The sequence below is a fragment of the Acaryochloris sp. IP29b_bin.137 genome, assembly GCF_028285745.1.
Taxonomy (GTDB): Bacteria; Cyanobacteriota; Cyanobacteriia; order Thermosynechococcales; family Thermosynechococcaceae; genus Acaryochloris.
This window is the reverse complement of the sequence record NZ_JANQOP010000037.1, coordinates 1-17,750: the sequence shown is the minus strand read 5'-3', so window position 1 is coordinate 17,750 and position 17,750 is coordinate 1. Positions and strand designations below refer to the sequence as shown.

Annotated in this window: 16 protein-coding genes; 10 read left to right on the top strand and 6 right to left on the bottom strand. The window is 49.3% G+C overall.

All coding sequences use genetic code 11. From position 1 onward, the window contains the following. Positions 1-47: 47 nt before the first annotated feature. Together Q0991_RS02630 and Q0991_RS02625 are read right to left on the bottom strand one after the other, a co-directional pair. Entirely contained in the window at positions 48-830 is a 783-nt protein-coding gene (locus Q0991_RS02630) for an SDR family oxidoreductase (RefSeq protein ID WP_299485235.1), read from the bottom strand. Positions 831-900: 70 nt separating this feature from the next. Further along, entirely contained in the window at positions 901-1,512 is a 612-nt protein-coding gene (locus Q0991_RS02625) for a TetR/AcrR family transcriptional regulator (RefSeq protein WP_299485234.1), read from the bottom strand. A gap of 162 nt (positions 1,513-1,674) precedes the next feature. On the opposite strand from Q0991_RS02625, the gene Q0991_RS02620 reads away from it, so the two are divergent. The 3 genes from Q0991_RS02620 to Q0991_RS02610 all read left to right on the top strand — a co-directional run bounded on the left by Q0991_RS02620 (position 1,675) and on the right by Q0991_RS02610 (position 3,674). Further along, complete coding sequence (locus Q0991_RS02620; RefSeq protein WP_299485232.1) at positions 1,675-1,878, top strand: hypothetical protein; 204 nt, start codon at positions 1,675-1,677, stop codon at positions 1,876-1,878. 196 nt (positions 1,879-2,074) lie between these two features. Further along, positions 2,075-3,265, top strand: a complete 1,191-nt coding sequence (locus tag Q0991_RS02615; RefSeq protein WP_299485230.1) for a M20 family metallopeptidase — start codon at positions 2,075-2,077, stop codon at positions 3,263-3,265. Positions 3,266-3,272: 7 nt separating this feature from the next. Then, the gene (locus Q0991_RS02610) at positions 3,273-3,674 is read left to right on the top strand and encodes a hypothetical protein (protein ID WP_299485228.1); all 402 of its coding nucleotides are present in this window, start codon (positions 3,273-3,275) and stop codon (positions 3,672-3,674) included. On the opposite strand, the gene Q0991_RS25045 is transcribed toward Q0991_RS02610, so the two are convergent. Both Q0991_RS25045 and Q0991_RS02605 read right to left on the bottom strand, forming a co-directional pair. Then, positions 3,586-3,879 (bottom strand): GNAT family N-acetyltransferase, encoded by a 294-nt coding sequence (locus Q0991_RS25045; protein WP_366524878.1) that lies wholly within the window; start codon positions 3,877-3,879, stop codon positions 3,586-3,588. The genes Q0991_RS02610 and Q0991_RS25045 overlap by 89 nt on opposite strands. Continuing rightward, the gene (locus Q0991_RS02605; RefSeq protein WP_299485226.1) at positions 3,849-4,049 is read right to left on the bottom strand and encodes a hypothetical protein; all 201 of its coding nucleotides are present in this window, start codon (positions 4,047-4,049) and stop codon (positions 3,849-3,851) included. The genes Q0991_RS25045 and Q0991_RS02605 overlap by 31 nt, the downstream gene beginning before the upstream one ends. Positions 4,050-4,417: 368 nt before the next feature. Between Q0991_RS02605 and Q0991_RS02600 the strand changes: the two genes are divergently transcribed. The 5 genes from Q0991_RS02600 (at position 4,418) to Q0991_RS02580 (ending at position 9,779) form a co-directional block, all read left to right on the top strand. Further along, a complete protein-coding gene (locus Q0991_RS02600; protein WP_299485224.1) occupies positions 4,418-6,793 on the top strand; it encodes a tetratricopeptide repeat protein in 2,376 nt (791 codons plus the stop codon). Then, the gene (locus Q0991_RS02595) at positions 6,735-7,463 is read left to right on the top strand and encodes a CHAT domain-containing protein (protein WP_299485222.1); all 729 of its coding nucleotides are present in this window, start codon (positions 6,735-6,737) and stop codon (positions 7,461-7,463) included. Before Q0991_RS02600 ends, Q0991_RS02595 begins: the two co-directional genes overlap by 59 nt. An 88-nt stretch (positions 7,464-7,551) precedes the next feature. Then, on the top strand, positions 7,552-7,989 hold the full coding sequence (locus Q0991_RS02590) for a hypothetical protein (protein ID WP_299485220.1): 438 nt from the start codon (positions 7,552-7,554) through the stop codon (positions 7,987-7,989). Between the two features lie 215 nt (positions 7,990-8,204). Beyond that, complete coding sequence (locus Q0991_RS02585) at positions 8,205-8,627, top strand: hypothetical protein (protein ID WP_299485218.1); 423 nt, start codon at positions 8,205-8,207, stop codon at positions 8,625-8,627. 510 nt (positions 8,628-9,137) lie between these two features. After that, entirely contained in the window at positions 9,138-9,779 is a 642-nt protein-coding gene (locus tag Q0991_RS02580; RefSeq protein WP_299485216.1) for a hypothetical protein, read from the top strand. Positions 9,780-9,822: 43 nt separating this feature from the next. Here the strand turns inward: Q0991_RS02580 and Q0991_RS02575 are convergent, their stop codons facing one another. Together Q0991_RS02575 and ggpS are read right to left on the bottom strand one after the other, a co-directional pair. Further along, positions 9,823-11,472 (bottom strand): AarF/ABC1/UbiB kinase family protein, encoded by a 1,650-nt coding sequence (locus Q0991_RS02575; protein ID WP_299485214.1) that lies wholly within the window; start codon positions 11,470-11,472, stop codon positions 9,823-9,825. A 221-nt stretch (positions 11,473-11,693) separates the two neighbouring features. Then, a complete protein-coding gene (gene ggpS, locus Q0991_RS02570; RefSeq protein ID WP_299485213.1) occupies positions 11,694-13,196 on the bottom strand; it encodes a glucosylglycerol-phosphate synthase in 1,503 nt (500 codons plus the stop codon). A gap of 271 nt (positions 13,197-13,467) precedes the next feature. Here ggpS and gghA point away from each other — a divergent pair, with 271 nt between their 5' ends. Both gghA and glpK read left to right on the top strand, forming a co-directional pair. Then, positions 13,468-16,011 (top strand): glucosylglycerol hydrolase, encoded by a 2,544-nt coding sequence (gene gghA / locus Q0991_RS02565; RefSeq protein WP_299485211.1) that lies wholly within the window; start codon positions 13,468-13,470, stop codon positions 16,009-16,011. Between the two features lie 17 nt (positions 16,012-16,028). Continuing rightward, a complete protein-coding gene (glpK, locus tag Q0991_RS02560; RefSeq protein WP_299485209.1) occupies positions 16,029-17,540 on the top strand; it encodes a glycerol kinase GlpK in 1,512 nt (503 codons plus the stop codon). Positions 17,541-17,750 lie beyond the last annotated feature (210 nt).

Genomic DNA, 17,750 nt, shown 5'->3' with positions numbered 1-17,750 from the left:
GTCAGAATCTGGGGCATTACAGCATTCCCCATCATGACGACTTCCCTCTAGTTGTATTGATTACGACCTGCCATGACTCCGCCATCAACATCCCAGATTGCGCCCGTAACCCAACTGGCTTTATCAGAGAGGAGGAAGGCGATTGCTTCCGCTACGTCTTCTGCTGTCCCAATCCGCCCAATGGGATGGAAGCTGTTGAACCCCTGCAAGGCACCATGTACCTCTTCTTTGGGAATAAATCCTTCATAGATGGGTGTTTCTACAACTGCTGGAGAAACTGCATTGACTCGAATGTTTTTATCAGCCAATTCCATCGCGAGATGCTGAGTTAAGGAATGCAATCCGGCTTTGGCCATTGAGTAGGCCGATGATGGCGTCGCTTGTACAGCTTGCTTCGCCCACATGGAACCGACATTAACAATGGCACCCTTCTGATTTCGCTCAATGATGTTTTGGGCGATCGCCTGGGTAATAAAGAACGTTGCCTTGTTGAGATCAAGGTAAAGGTCGTAGTCGGCTTCCTCATACTCTAGGAACGACTTGGGCAGGAAGACGCCTGCGGCATTGACCAGCAATGTGGCATCTCCGTGAGCCTGATGGAGTCGTCCGAGTAGAGCCTGACGCTCAGTAGGCTGGGTGATATCAGCTTGCTCTCCTATGACGACACCGTAGGGTTGCAGCTCAGCGACGGCGGCATGTAATTTCTCTGGACTACGTCCCACCAAGATAGCTGTACCCCTTTGCTCTAAGACTAATCGAGCGACCGCTTTACCCATGCCGCTAGTACCACCAATAACGATGAGTTTTTGACCTGAAAAAGACTGAGACATGTTGAACTCCTTTATTGAGATTCTGAATACAATACTTACCTACTAGAAGGTAGTTGAATGAACAAAAAAATTATGGCTTGGAAAACTTTGCCTTTAAAAGGGGATAAACCATCTGCTCGAAAGTATCGGTACTGTTCGTTTGGGAGCGGGCGAGTAGTTGCGCTCCCTGAAGCATTGCGATTAAACCCTTGGCTTCTTGGTCAGCGGAGGGGTGACAGGTCCAAAGTCGGGCATCACTTCCTTGCTGGAGTAGGTTGCTCAACCAATCTTCCGCAACCTGAAAGAAGGTTTGAATTTCATTCTGGACGGACTGAGGTAAGACGGCATAATCAGCAGCCAACATGGCACAGAGGCAAATCTGCTGTGACTCCAATCCATTGCGATAAAGATTGGCAAATTGAATCACCTGTTGATCTAGATCGAGGCTGGATTGAGAGATGCGATCGCAGGCCCGCATCATGTCCTCCCGATATCGCTTCACCAATTCTTTCACCAACTCATCTTTAGTAGAAAAGTGATAGTGAATACTGGCTTTGCGAATCCCGACTTGCTTGGAGATATCGGCGTAACTAAAGGCGCTATAGCCTCGATTCCGCACCATCTCTTGGGCAACATCCAGGATTTGAGTGGCAGTGTTTTTTTCCATATTTTGAGTATCTACCATCTGGTAGGTAGATGTCAAGATCTGTTCTTTGTGTTGTGTAGGCAAAACTATTTAGCAAGAAAAAAATAATCTGTCAATTTATATTGCGTATTATTTACATAAGTGTTATCTTGATTTACATAAAGATACATTTGTTGCCTTGTTGTTAACCGACATCCCCAGTGAGTTGAGAATTGTCCCATGCTTGTCCTTATTTCATTTGCGATCGCAGGCAAAGTTCTAGGTTCAGTTCTGAGAACTGAGGCATATTCTCCCGTGGAGCAAATGGTGGCGTACAGCCAACAGGCTGGTTCGAAACCGTTTCAGACGACCAAGACTTTTGGCTTTGATGTATCCAGAAACTATTCAAACCCAATGAAACAGGCGGTTCCAGAACCTTGCTAAAGGGTTCGCATCTTTTATTGGGTATTAGCACTCTCCTCTCGCTCATCTGATACCGCAGATGAGTGATTTTTTTGCATCCATATACCAGCCCCGTTGGAGCAGAGAGGGTTTGATGCCTGGATCGCGCTGGTGAAAGATCGAGAAATAGTATCCTAAAAGATAATTGACTCCATTGTGCCATTTTGGTTTGAACACCATGGTTGCGTCCCCTCCTGCCACCTTAATTCGTCCTGATATCCAGCAATTGGACCTGGTGTCTTGGCGACGGCATCTTCATCAATATCCTGAACTGGGATTTAAAGAGCATCTCACGGCCAAATTTGTGGCCCAACGCTTAACGGAATGGGGAATCGCGCATCAAACTGGTATTGCTGAAACGGGTATTGTGGCTACGATCGCTGGCGAACAACCAGGCCCCGTCTTAGCCATTCGGGCAGATATGGACGCTTTGCCTATTCAGGAAGAGAATCCTGTGTCCTATCGGTCCCGCCATGACGGGATAATGCATGCCTGTGGTCATGATGGGCATACCGCCATTGCGCTGGGAACGGCTCGTTACCTATCGCAACATCGCCAAGACTTTGCAGGGACGGTTAAGCTCATTTTCCAACCTGCCGAAGAATCCCCTGGCGGAGCCAAACCGATGATTGAGGCCGGTGTCCTTAAAAATCCTGAAGTCGATGCCATCATTGGTTTGCATTTATGGAATAACCTCCCCCTAGGCACGGTTGGGGTGAAATCGGGTCCACTGATGGCGGCTGTGGACTTATTTGAATGCAAAATTCAGGGCAAGGGGGGGCATGGAGCCATGCCCCACCAAACCACGGATGCGGTCGTGATCAGTGCTCAGGTGGTGAATGCCCTGCAAACAATTGTGGCTCGCCATGTCAATCCGCTGGATTCAGCGGTGGTGACGGTGGGGCAACTCCATGCTGGAACCGCGTCTAATGTGATTGCCGACTCTAGCTTTATGAGCGGCACGGTTCGCTACTTTGATCCTGACCTAGCCCACCGAATTGAGCCACGGATGCAAGACATCCTAACGGGGGTTTGTCAAAGCTGGGGGGCCACTTATGACCTCAATTATTGGCGACTGTATCCACCTGTGATTAATGATGCTGCGATCGCAGACTTGATCCGCTCCGTCAGCACCGATGTCATGGAAACACCAGCAGGTGTAGTTCCTAACTGCCAAACCATGGGGGGCGAGGATATGTCCTTCTTTTTGCAAGCCGTACCAGGCTGTTACTTCTTCTTAGGGTCTGCCAATACCGAGCGAGGATTGGCCTATCCCCATCATCATCCTCAGTTTGATTTTGATGAGACAGCATTAGCCATGGGGGTGGAAATTTTTGTACGCTGTGTTGAAAGATTCTGTAATCTATAGTGCCTAAGTGCCTAAACTAGCATCCGCAGGTATTACCCTCAACGAAAGCATCACAGTGGAGAACCTCCTGTATTCATTTAGTCGACAGGATTATGAAGCCAAACCCTTTGACTTGTTGGTGTTTATTCTAGGGACAGAGGTCGAACGTGAACCCTGGGGGCGCCCCTTCTGCTCTCGTGCCTGGAATTTCGATCCAGAATGTATTGTTCAAACGGGCGATTATGTAAAAATCCTCCAAAGGCTTTGCAAAATTGCAGATCAGCCCAATGTCCTGTCGGAAGTAGAGGATTTTGTCGATATTGAGTCTGGCATTGCATGGCTTAAGTACAAAGTAGACAACATTGCTCGTACCTGGCCCATTGAGCAATATATTGATCAATGGGACCACAATATTCAAATCCATACTTGATGTGCAAAGCCCGTGCAGGCAAGAACTCTGGCAAAGCCTCTGTTTCCAAATACAGCCATTTGTAGCTGCGTCTTTTGGCTGTTTGGATAATATGTTCCAGCATCTGCGAAGCAATGCCTTTACCACGATATGCTTTTGCAGTCCGCATGGATTTGATTTCCGCCGTTGTCACATCTAATTCTTTGAGCGTTCCACATCCGCACAACGCATTACCCGCCCAAGCTGACCAGAAGGTAATATTGGGCAAACGTAACGCATCCAGTTAAGAGCATGAGTACTGTCAGGAGGCGTAATGGCATGCATCTCATCCAGATGTTTTTGGAAAAAATTGCCAATTTCCTGAATCGTTAGATCATCAATACTAAGCAACCACAATGCAGGTTAGGCCTATTTTTAAGGTCTTTCTGAAGAATGATGGTTTTAGCTGACGCAAGAATAGGGATTTAAACTTATCCCAATTTCAAGTTAGCAGATACTTTTTTAGTGTCGTGTTTCTCGAAAAATCTTCTATATTTCTCCCGCTAGAGCATAATCTGCGTATAAATTCCCATATTTACTGACGTAAGACTAGTAGAGCTGTCTCATTTAGAGCAGAAACCACCGCTGAATGGGACAGCCCTCATTTTACTGACAACCCTCCTGCCAGGTGGCTTTATCACTGGATCGTGGATTTGAGCTGGTGACGTACCAGTCGCAACGAGGGTCAGTCAGGAGCACGTCTTTATCTGCAGAGGAGCGTCTTAATGTTCAGTCATCCCATTCGGTTAGGTCTCTTACTTCTGGGTCTAGGTCTTAGTCCCACCCCTGTTCTCCTTGCTCAAGCTCCTCAGTCAGCCGTTGAAGCCGCCGAGGCTACCGAAGCTGATGTACTAACAGAGCGTGTGATCAAGCTGTATCAGCAGGGAGAGTATGCAACAGCTATTCCCCTGGCTAAAAAGGTGTTACAGCTGTATCGACAGCAATTAGGCCCCGACGCTCCTCAAGTCGTCACTGCCCTGAACAACCTGGCGTTACTCTATCGAGTTCAGGGCCGCTACGCGGAGTCAGAACCACTCTTTAAAGAGTCGTTATCGATTTTGCGTAAATCGCTTCCCCCGTCCCATCCTGCCATAGCACAGTCCCTGAACAACCTGGCGGGCCTCTATGAATCTCAGGGCCGCTACTCGGAGGCAGAACCACTTTTTAAAGAGTCGTTATCGATTTTGCGTAAATCGCTTCCCCCGTCCCATCCAGACATAGCAACGGCCCTGAACAACCTGGCGGGCCTCTATGAATCTCAGGGCCGCTACTCGGAGTCAGAACCACTTTACAAAGAGTCGTTGTCGATAAGGCGTAAATCGCTTCCCCCGTCCCATCCTGCCATAGCAACGGCCCTGAATAACCTGGCGGGCCTCTATGAATCTCAGGGCCGCTACTCGGAGTCAGAACCACTTTACAAAGAGTCGTTGTCGATTAAGCGCAAATCACTTCCCCCGTCCCATCCTTCCATAGCAGTGTCCCTGAACAACCTGGCGACACTCTATCGAGTTCAGGGCCGCTACTCGGAGTCAGAACCACTTTACAAAGAGTCGTTGTCGGTTAAGCGTAAATCACTTCCCCCGTCCCATCCTTCCATAGCAACGGCCCTGAACAACCTGGCGAGCCTCTATGAATCTCAGGGCCGCTACTCGGAGTCAGAACCACTTTACAAAGAGTCGTTGTCGATAAGGCGTAAATCGCTTCCCCCGTCCCATCCAGACATAGCACAGTCCCTGAACAACCTGGCGGAATTCTATCGAGCTCGGGGCCGTTATGCGGAGTCAGAACCACTTTACAAAGAGTCGTTGTCGATTTTGCGCAAATCACTTCCCCCGTCCCATCCACATATAGCAGTGTCCCTCACCAACCTGGCGAGCCTCTATGAATCTCAGGGCCGCTATTCGGATGCAGAACTACTTGACAAAGAGTCGTTGTCGATAAGGCGTAAATTGCTTCCCCCGTCCCATCCACACATAGCACAGTCCCTGAACAACCTGGCGATACTCTATTGGTCCCGCCAATCGATATCTCCAGCTTTGTTGACTCTTCAACAAGGGTTAGAGGTAGAAGAAAATAATCTAGCCAAAAATCTTGACTTTGGCAATGAACAGCAAAAACGCCGGTACCTCTCCTTGTTTTCTGGTTCAGTGGACTGGTCCATCTCCCTTCATCAGCAACTCGCCCCTGATGACCTCCAAGCCCAGCAGCTAGCGCTGACCACTATCCTTAGGCGCAAAGGCCGCCTCCTCGATGTCCAAGGCCAATCTCGCCGTCGCCTGAGACAAAACCTCACCCCCGCCCTTCAGACTAAGCTAGACCAGCTCAACCAACTTCAGGCCTCCCTCTCCGGCCTCACCAACCAGGGCCTACGCACCAACAATCCTGCAGACCAGGACAAATACGTACAAGACCGTCAAAACCTGATTCAACAAATTGATCAACTCGAAAATGACCTCAGCCGAGCCAGCGCTGAACTCAGGCGAGAATTCAATCCCGTCACCATTCCTCAAGTCCAAGCCCAGCTCCCTGCTCAATCAGTGCTCTTGGAGTTTATGGTCTACACCCCTTTCGACCCTAAAGCCCCCAGAAAGGAGCAATGGGGTGCTGCCCGCTATATCGTCTATGTCCTCACCCCCCAAGGACAGATCCATGCTCAAGACCTTGGCCCTGCAGCAGATCTAGATCCCATTATTGAATCGTTCCGCAAAGATGTAGCCGACGTCAGCCTCAGCCCTGCAGAGGTGCAAACCTCCGCTCAGAAACTCTACAGCCAACTTCTCAAACCTATTCAACCCTATCTCCAGTCTGCAGAGCATTTATTAATCGCCCCCGATGGCCCGCTTAATCTGATACCCTTTGAAGCCCTGGTGGATAGTCAAAACCAATACCTAGTCCAGACCCATCAGCTGACCTATTTCTCCTCCGGTCGAGATTTATTGCGATTATCAGACCCCATCCCTGAAACTCAAGAAGTCTTAGTGATGGCCAATCCAGACTACAACCATCGGAGTACGCAACCACCGACACAGGCCCCCATAGCCCGTGTCTGCCACAGTGATTGCTCAAGCCCAGGGACCTTCAGAACGTTCTCGGGACTTTAGCAACACTCCCTTTCAGTCCTTACCCGGCACCTTAGCAGAAGGAGAATCCATTGATAAAGAACTCAAATATAGTCGCTTATTAAAAGCAGAACAGGCCACAGAGACAGCCTTAAAACAGAGTGTCACCCCGCATATTTTGCATATGGCAACCCATGGCTTTTTCCTAGCAGATCAGCCTCTAACGCCCGGTACTGACTCTACAAATACTCGCTACCAGTATGAGAATCCATTATTAAGAGCAGGGTTAGCCTTTGTGGGAGCGAATCATCTACCGCAAGCGCCGGATGACGGCATCCTCACGGCCTTAGAGGTGAGTGGATTAAATTTACGGGGAACCCAGATGGTGGTGATGTCAGCCTGTCAAACCGGATTAGGGGAAATCATCAGTGGAGAAGGAGTCTATGGCTTACGTCGTGCATTTACGCTAGCGGGTTCCAGGAGTCAGCTGATGAGCTTATGGAGAGTCAGGGATGTCAGCACCAAGGATTTAATGGTGGCCTATTATCAACGACTGAAGTCAGGTCAACCGAGGGGCAAAGCACTGCAGGCGGTTCAACAGCAAATGCTCAAGGGTGAGATGAAGGATTCCGAGGGTAAGACCTATACCCATCCGTATTATTGGGCAGCGTTTGTGCGCACGGGAGATTGGTCACCCATGAACTTGGAATAACACTCTATCACCCAGTTATTGAGGCCAGAGTGAATATTCGCACTCATAACCACTGCAGTGAGACTCATACCATATTCGAAGCAATCTTATGAATCTTGGATTAATCATTTTTCTTGGATCTATCTTCGGTTTTACATTCGTTAGAGTTGCTCTCCCGAAACGCCTATCACATAGACGCAAAAGCAAAATTCGAGAGTATCAATTACATAAAAATTCGAAAATTTCTCAACGCTTAAGAAACAAGATACCTTCCCAGCCCCTAGGCGATAAAGATCAGCCTTCTGAAAGGACTTCCCTTTCAGGACTGAAGACTCAAGACCACTCACCTAGTGGAACTATTGCTAACACTTCAGCAGCCCAAAGCTTATCAAAACCAGCGATACGACTTTATATCTCTGTTGTACTTTCACTCGTTGTCTTAACTTCATCCATATATGTCATCCTCAATGGCTCCTATGATGATTCAACAGAGAAATGGGCCTTCGGTGCTGTTGGGACAATCTTGGGATATTGGCTGAAGGATTAAATGCGTTTACTGCTGCCTATTTCAAACCAATACAATCAGATCTTGCGCGAATCAATTCCGTTATCCGATCAGCAGAAACTTTTTATGGGTAGAATATGCTGCCTGTTCCACAGCATGTAATCCTATAGTTCAAAAGGGTTTAACAGTGTCTGAGGTAGCATCTTTCCAAGCAAAACAAATCACCAGATTCGTTCCTATGTGAAAGACTGGCAAACATGAAAAAATGGCACATCATTCATCATCAACAGCGAAGATTCAGTCCTGTAAGTTGGTGGGTACACAAAGCTATATCTGAGACCTCACCAACTACAGAATGGAGGAACGCAGATCAGTATGAACCCGCCTTCCCGCCCTGTGTCTTTGGGAAAGGATTTCCCTACTTGTTAGTCACGGTTGATGGGTTTGAGTTAGAGTTTGCTTCATCCCACGAAGTCAGGCACTGCCTTGAGATATTGCAGCAAAAACATTTACCTGCGACGAAAAACTTAGTTTGCAAAAACAGTACAACCTACCAAGGGTTCAATCACTGGTTAGCCATTTATCCCGCTTCCCTCAAGTCATGGAAACAACGCCAACGAACAGTGACGATTCTTACAAAAACATTGGTTGAGTTGGAACAAGCAGGCATCCATTTTTAGCTCATGCTTGTCTTGCAGGCAATTTTCGGGATTGGGCTTTATCTTAGACCTCTTGTATGAATCCTTATTTGAGGCTATTGCCCCTGCCTATTTCGCTATTTACGTGTTGCACTAGCCCCCCCAGCCCCCCACTTCTGGGGGGAGAATAACTTGATCTTGTTCTACTCTGTTGTAGAAAATCGATCTGAGTTAGCCCACTATCCGTACCTTTGATCAAAGTTGTTACTCACACTTAATCCCGTAAGTTCAGCCCGTAGATGCTGACGACCACGGCGGCATCTTTCAGCACTCTCCCCCCAGAATTGGGGGGTCGGGGGGGCCAACGCAGGATTGAGCACTGAGGCCTCTTATATGCCAACCTAATGAAGATTGGGTGTGATGCCTGTCAATGCGTTAGTCAGGGCTAGATGAGAGTATGGCTACAAGACTGGGTATCAGGTAAGAGATTTTTGCGGCATGATCAAGCCATCTGTCATATCTAAAGGTTGGTTATCGGTATTCGTAGTGTTGATGAGCACTCCTATGCTCTGGGCCTGTAATCGGGTCCCCATTGTTAGGAGATTCTCTGACGATCAAGCTCAAGCAACCGATCAAAAACCTGACAAAGTCCTACAAGCTTTTCAATCCATTCCTGGTACACCTTATCTGGTCGCTGATATCGCACAAGTAACAGCAGGCAAATCTCGCATATCTTCTTCCGAATTCTATTCGCGAAAAGGGGGAGGTATTGCTAACCTTGTCTTTCTTGATTCGGGTTCACTAGAGTCTCACAGCCTGTTCGACACGAATCAATACACGATTGTTGAAGCTAAACAATATTCTCTCGACGAACCAGCCTCTAATCCAGAAGCAAAGAAGATCAAGAAAACTGATCGCTTTGTCTATCAGGTACTCAAGAAGGATACCAATGGAGATAAGTATTTAGACAGCAGAGATCATCGGACTATCGGGATTTCAGATGCGTTTGGTAAGCAGTATGTTGAAGTCTTGACGGATATCAGTCAGCTTTTCAACTTACAGCCTTTAACTGGCAACCGTTTGCTGGTGGTGTATGTCAAAAATGGCACGAAAATGGCGAGTATTCTGGATCTCAATCAAAGAAAAGTCGTCCAGACCAAAGACCTGACCAAACTAGGGGATGATGTCGAGTAGTGGAATGGTAAAGCCTTTCCGAAGTTACACCTAAACATTCAACTCAGCGTAAATTCCCCGATCGCAAAATACTGACCGCCAACCACAATCCCAAAAAGCTCGCCACCGCAAATAGGGTATTGCTCAACCAGTACAACGCTGTCTGTTTCTCTGCCGAAATCATCGCTGCTCCCATAATCAGCGACCCCACTAAAATACTGAAGGAGAGGCGATTAGCAGCGTTATCCAAGGTAATCCGTAAGCCATTCAGACCCAACAGATTTAAGTTCCACTGCAAAGATTCTGACGTCACTTGGTCCAGGAGTTGCTCTAGCTGACGGGGCGATCGCAACGATAAACTCTTGACATCTAGGGCCGTCCTTAGCAGCGTCGGCAACGGATCTTCTCCCACGAACTGCCGTCGAAACAGATCGCTCATCAATGGCTTAATTTCATCCAGCACATTAAACTTGGGGTCAAAGGTCCGAGCTGCTCCCTCTAGATTGGCTAGCGCTTTGACGTATAACCCCACATTTCCCGGTAGCTTGAGCTTATTGGTGCGGGCCACTTGCAGCACTTCGTACAGCACTTCTCCCAGATTAATTTCTGCCAAATTGCGGTTATAGTACTTGCGCAGTAAGGCTTCAAAATCACTTTCGAGTTGGGCTAAGTTCTCTGCCCGCCGAGTTTTTGCTAGCTGCAATGTCAAACGGCTACAGCGCTGGGCATCCAGATCCACAATCGCTAGCAGCATTTCCGTCAAAATCTGCTGGGTATTGGGGTCTAGGCGTCCAACCATACCGCAGTCTAAGATGGCTGCCCGACCATCTCGCAAATAATATAAATTACCGGGATGGGGGTCGGCATGGAAGAAACCATCCACATAGATTTGTTGCAAAAAGGCCCGAAATAACAGCGTCGTCACCTGCCGCCGAGCGCTATCGATCCTGGGCTCCTGTTGGGAAAAAGGTAGGTTTGCCGATAATAAGGGTTCTCCGTCTAGCCACTGCATGACCAGCACTTTCTGGGTGGTCAAAGCCAAATTGATTTTGGGAATAACAAGCTGTTGTGGATCAAACCAGCGGCTGGTGGAGAGGTTTTGGCGAAGCTGTTCAGTATGGCTGGCTTCAACGGTGAAATCCAGTTCATCTAAGAGGGCATTGGCAAACTCTGCGGCTAGGGCTTTCAGGTCGTAGTCCTTACCAATATCAGTGCGGGACGCCAGATCCGCGAGGGTGTTAATCAGAGCAATATCTTGATTGACGATGACATCAATACCTGGTCGCTGCACCTTAATCGCCACCTGCTGTCCATTGGCCAAAATAGCGCGATGGACTTGGGCAATGGACCCTGAGGCCACGGGGGTGGGATCAATTTCTTTGAATTGAGACCGGAGTTCCTGGGTAATTTGCTGCTGAATCACGGCTTTGATTTCTGCCCAGGTAACGGGAGGGACCTTGCTTTGGAGGGTGGATAACGCTTCGATATAAGGAGCGGGCAGAATATCCGGTCGCGTACTCAGGAGCTGACCTAATTTGACATAGACTGGTCCCAAATCCACCAGGATGTTTCGCAGCACGGCGGGCGGCGGCAAATCCGGCTGATTCGCTTTACCCCCCGTTAAGAGCTGCTGCATGAAGTCCCAACCATTGCGGAGGACGACTTCAATAATGTCGCGTTGCCGGGAGGCCGTTTGCGTTAACCCTGAGAACACAATGCCTCCTCATCAGACGTTTAGAGTTGTTGCTTGAGAAATCTAATTGCTGTGATCCTAGCGCAAAACTCCGTCAGACCTTTGGTTCCAGTGGATGCTGCTTCGTTCAGCCATACCTTCGGACAGAGTTGATGTGCGATCGCAGAACAACATTACACCTATTAATTTCAATGTCTTTAATAGGTGCAATCTCTCGCATGGGCAAAATAGCGCAGGCCAGCCTACGAAACAGAGGCTTGATTTGAAGGAGCCGACTGAATGGCCTTGAACTTTTGCAAAAGGTGATTGGCCCAATAATCAACGTCGTACTTCGTAACCGTTTCGAACATTTTAGTCATGGCGGCTTGGCTTTCTTCAGCAGGCATTGCTAAAGCCTTATCAATCGCCTCATCCATCCGATCAATCGAATAGGGGTTGGTAAGAATGGCTTCTGGCAGTTCTACCGCTGCTCCCACAAATTCAGATAGGACCAAGACTCCAGGCTGCTTGTCTTTGGCAATAATATATTCCTTGGCAACCAAGTTGAGGCCATCTCGCAGGGGCGTTGTCCAGCAAATATCGGCGACCCGATAGTAGCTCAGCAGTTCTTCTAAAGACAAGGGCTGAGTATAGAGCAAGATCGGCGTCCAGCCTAACTTGGCAAAGCGGCCATTAATTTTACCCACCTGCTGTTCAATTTCGCTTTGGGCTTTCTTGTACACTCGCATCCCCGTGGCTGGGGTAACACAGGTCATCACGAAATTGATTTTGCCGTGGAGATCGGGTCGGCGCTTCAATAGACGGCCAAAGGCTTCTAGCTTCTCGCGGTTGCCCTTGACATAGTCCACTCGACCAGCCGCGATAATCAATTTGCGATCGCCTAGTTCTTCCTTAATTTCTGCCAACCGCTTTTGGGCAGAGGGCTGGCTCAGGGTTCCTAAAATATGCTTGGGATTCGTGCCAACGGGGAAGGCATCGATATTGACCAACTGCCCTTTATAGCGAAGGTAGGTGGTCATATTCGGTTCAGCCAAGGCCGTGCCTACCGGGGTGATGTGTTCTGGAATTGGACCTTGCTCAACCACTTCAACGGGCCGGAGACTGCGGGCCACATTGACAAAATTCTCCGAGTAGCGGGGAATATGGAAACCGACGATATCGCAGCACAATAGACTATCTACAATTTCTTCTCGCCAGGGCAAGATATTGAAAATATCGACCGAAGGGAAGGGCGTATGGTGGAAAAAGGCAATCTTGGCATTGGGCTTCAGCTGGCGGATGTAGTGAGGTGCCATCCACAGGTTATAGTCATGAATCCAAATTAAGGCGTCATCTGCAGCTTGCTCACAGGCCGCTTCAGCAAATAGGCGATTGATGGTGTGAAAGTTTTCCCAATCCGAAGACTCATAGGTGAAATGGTAGGGAAAGGAATGCAGAATCGGCCAAAAGGCTTCTTTGGAGGTGATGTGGTAGAAGTGCTTAACCTGATCGGCACTCAGGGGGATGCGGCAGACGTTGTAATTGCCCTCACCTTCAACGGTAACCAGCGTTTCAAAGTTACTGCGTTGTCTGGCCGTGACCTGCTTCCACGCAATCCAGGTGCCCTGATTGACGCTGGCAAAAAAGCTTTTTAGGGTCGGCAAAATGCCGTTGGGACTTTTTTTGGGCCGATAATGAACTTTACCGTTTTCAATCACCTCATCGTAGGGCTCACGGTGGTAAAGGATCACCAGGGAAGATTTCATTAATGGGCCTCCTATTTTTCACGGTCATCCAGAATACAGGGGGACTGTAAACCTTCGAGCGCCCAGAGCATCGCTGTATCTTATCCAATGCGGTCGGAACGGACGAGGCGATTGACCCAAAACGACTGGCCTCAAAATCTCTCGCAATTCAAGATGACCCCATGATTACCCTATGCCAACATGCCCCACTCTGCAAACAACATGCCCTACACTGCAAATTTTAGACCTGCTCCATTCTGGCTGCTTTCTGTTAGGCTAAACAACAGCAAAAATGTCATTCACGTCGCAAAAAATTGTGGTTGATTCTGCTTTTCCCGAGCCCGTTTTGGATGACCCAGAAACCCATGTCCTACTAGACTGGGCTGCCAATATTGACCAATCTGATGCCACCTATTTTCAAACGGGCCAACTCCTCGCCACCCGTTTAGGCGCTCATTATCGAGCAGATGGCCTGACCGAAATTGGCTTCTGGACCCCTGGACTCGCGGCTGAAGTGATTCAGTCCGAGCGCAGTATCTATTTAGAGGTCTTTACGCCCCTAGAACCCATCGACTTTCAGGCAATTGAGCAAAAAATTACCTGGCAGCGCGATCGCATCCCTCTTATCCTCCAGGGCGAATATATTTGGGGCGTGATCAAGGGCCTGCGACCCGGCACCCGCGAGCAGGCGGGCAGTTTCTACTGGTTGCGATATATCGATAACCAACAGCAAGTCAAAACCATCCGCGATCCACTTGCCTATTCCCTCCCCTATGGTGTGTTTGCCCCCGCCGAACTCTACGATAGCGATCGTCTGCAGCACCAGCGACCTGATTTAGACTATTTCAAACAAACTGGGTCCCAAACCAAATCACGTAAAGGTTTTTTGGCCTCCGATCTCAAGAATCCGCCGCCTCGACTGGCTGCGCCTGTCTGTATTTTACAGCTCCATATCCATACCGCTTCTCCTGAAGGCACCTTGGCGGGGCTAACGCGGATCTATCAGCGCATCTCAGACAAACTAGCCAAAGGAGCGGATCTAACGCCCACCGAACAAAACTATGTGGGTTACGACGCCATTGAGCTATTGCCTATAGAGCCCACCATTGAATATCGCTTGGACGAAGACAATCACCACCATGAATTCTTTGCCCGTCCCCCCGAACCCACCAGCCTCACGGATGAGCATACCCAGACTATCCAAATTACCCTGCGCAAACCTAACACCCAAAATTGGGGCTATGACGTTCCCGTGATCGGTTCAGCCGCCACCAACCCCGCTGTTTTAGAAACCCTGCGCCCTGACGAAACCATCGACTTTATCGCCACCCTCCACAACTTTTCCCAAGGGCCAATTCAAGTGATTTATGACTTGGTTTACGGTCATGCCGATAACCAGTGCGAGCAGTTGATTAGCCGCCAGTACCTTAAAGGCCCGAATATGTACGGCCAAGACTTAAACCATCAGTTGCCGGCGGTGCGAGCCATTCTCTTGGAAATGCAGCGACGCAAGAATAATACCGGGGCCGATGGTATCCGAGTGGATGGGGGCCAAGATTTTCGGTTTTTCAATCCGCTGACCAATCTGGTCGAACAGGACGATGGCTATTTACGCGCCATGGGCAATATCGTCCAAGAGATAGAAGGCAACGAGCGTCTGATGTTCACCATCTTTGAGGATGGTCGTCCTTGGCCCCAAGAGGGTTGGGAAGAATCTTCTCGTTATTTAGAACTAGTCGAACTCGAACCCCACTCTTATCAGTGGGGGCCGCTGATTTTTGCCCATAATACCCCTGCCCTGAAACACTTCTGGGACCAGAAATGGCGACGCGTCTGTGAGGTGATGTTCCAAGGCTCCCACTGGATTACCGGCTGTGCCAACCATGACACAGTTCGTCGAGGCAATCAAATTGATCCAGAAGGTCCGATTAATTGGCATTTGGGAGACACCCTCGTTGAGGTGACCAAAACCGCCTATGACAATCCCGCTATCAAGCTATGGGTTTTAGGATTTTGTCCTGGGTTACCCATGGAATTTCTCAATGCCAACTTCCGCGGCGCTTGGGGCTTTTTCCGGAATACGGATGAACTGTATGGCGTCAAAGTCGTATCTGAAGAGATCGGCTTTCTGGAATGGCAGCTCACCCCCGAACTATATCAGCCCCCAGAAGTATTCCCGCAACTTAAGGCCCTCGGATTTACAGACCTAGAGATGCTGCGTCAGTTTGCCAAAGCCTTGCAGGCTACCATGCTGGAGTCGGATTATGACTTGGAAATTGTGGCCGAATCCTGTCGGCGCTGTTTTGGCGGAGAAGCTGGCGTCTGTGCCAATATCAGTTTGGAGTCCCTCAAACATTCGGATCGCCCAGAATTTCTCAACGATTTGGATGTGCCCAAGCTGAAACATTTTGCCCGCGCCTTTATGGAAGATGGCTATGATTTTTCCAATGTCAAGCATTGGAGAGAGGGCTTGGATCCAGAACAGGTGGCCTTTAATTTAGCGGCCCGTCAGTTCCGATTTGAACATCCTTGGTTAGGGGAGAATTTAACGGAGCGCGATCGCTTTAACCGGATCACCGAAGAGCCCTACACTCTGTTCTACGGTCATCGCACCCAGCATAACCCCGATATCGAGCAGCCTGAAGATATTGTGATGGTCAGCCATATGGGCGGTGAGCCTGCCATGGTGACTTTAGGAGACTGGTTACAGTTGGAATTAAGCCAATGGCGAGTTGCTTTGGCCTCTCCTGGCTTAGAGATTGGCAATGATGTCGAAAGCTTAAGATCTTTTGAACTGAGGGACACTCAAGGGGTACTCCTAGAGAAGATTGTGTAAACCCTTCGAGGAAGATCATGACTTCAGCCACCTATATCATGGCCTTGGATTTGGGGACCACTGGCAATCGTGCCATTCTCTTCGACCCAAACGGCCAGATTGTCGATCAAGCCTATAAAGAGCTTCCTCAGTACTATCCTCAACCGGGGTGGGTAGAGCATGATGCCCTAGAAATCTGGCGGGATACGCGCTGGGCGATGGAAACGGTAGTGGCTCAAGCCCAGATTAATCCCGTCCAAATTGCAGCCATTGGTCTAACTGTCCAGCGAGAAACCTGTCTGCTTTGGGATAAAACAACGGGACAGCCCTTGCACAAGGCCATCGTTTGGCAGGACCGTCGTACCGCAGCCTACTGTAACCAGCTAGCAGAACAAGGTTATACCCAAGAGATTTACGATCGCACCGGCCTGGTCCTCGATGCCTATTTTTCCGGGAGTAAGTTAGCATGGCTGCTGGCAGAGGTTAAGAAGCAAAACCCCAACCTCAATTTAGACAATGTGATCGCCGGTACGATTGACACCTGGGCGCTATGGAATCTGACGGGCGGTAAAGTTCACGCCACCGATCACAGCAATGCTAGCCGTACCCTGTTGCTCAATCTCAGTCAAGGCACCTGGGATGACCATCTGCTCAATTTATTTGGTATTCCCAAGTCATTTATGCCAGCGATTCAACCCAGTTTAGGTGTGTTTGGCAAAACCGACGCCAAGTTCTTAGGACAGGAAATTCCCATTGCCGCTATCTTTGGCGATCAGCAGGCTGCCTTGTTTGCCCACGGTTGCGATCGCCCCGGTTCCCTTAAATGCACCTATGGCACTGGCTCCTTTTTAGTGGCCCATACGGGCAGTGACATTGCTCGCTCCAAGAATCGTCTACTGTCCACCGTGGCCTGGACCCAAACCAATCAGGGACAAACCCAAACTGGCTACGCTATCGAAGGCAGTATGTTCACCTCAGGGGCCTGCATCCAGTGGTTGCGGGATGGTCTGAAGCTGATTACCCATGCGGCTGAAACGGAAGGATTAGCCCAAGCCGTCGAAGATAATGGTGGCGTTTATTTTGTCCCTGCCCTAAGCGGTCTGGGGGCGCCCCACTGGGATATGAGCGCTCGAGGAGCCTTTTTAGGCATTACCCGCGGAGCCCAGCGGGAGCATATGGTCCGAGCGGTTCTCGAAGCGATTGCCTACCAAACCAAGGAAGTGGTTGATGCCGTGAACCAAGATTGTGGCACCTCCATTCAAAACCTCAAAGTCGATGGGGGAGCCTGTCAAAACAATTTCTTGATGCAGTATCAAGCTGATGTCTTAGGGATTCCCGTCGAACGCCCTGCCGTGCTGGATGCCACAGCTCAAGGTGCGGCCTTTGGGGCGGGCTTAGCCGTTGGGGTCTGGCAAGACTATGCAGCCCTGGTTGCGGGCCGCAAGATTGATCAGGTCTTTGAACCAGGAACGAATGCCTCCTCTGCCCAAGCCAATTTTAAGACTTGGCAGAAAGCTGTCAGCCGTGCTAAAGAGTGGGCCACGGATTAAGCCCCTTGTTTCTCAAGACCTGCCGTTCTGCAACCTGAAGACCACTCCCTGATGAAGCTCGTTCTTTCGGATTTTGTGGAGTGAACTACTCAATCCCTTTTCCCAACAATGTTCTGTAGGATATAGAGTCCATGATGCCCTCACTCTTGGTCATCATGGAATTCAACAGTCCCGGACACAAAACCATTTGCCTTCCCTTTCAGTCTGAAG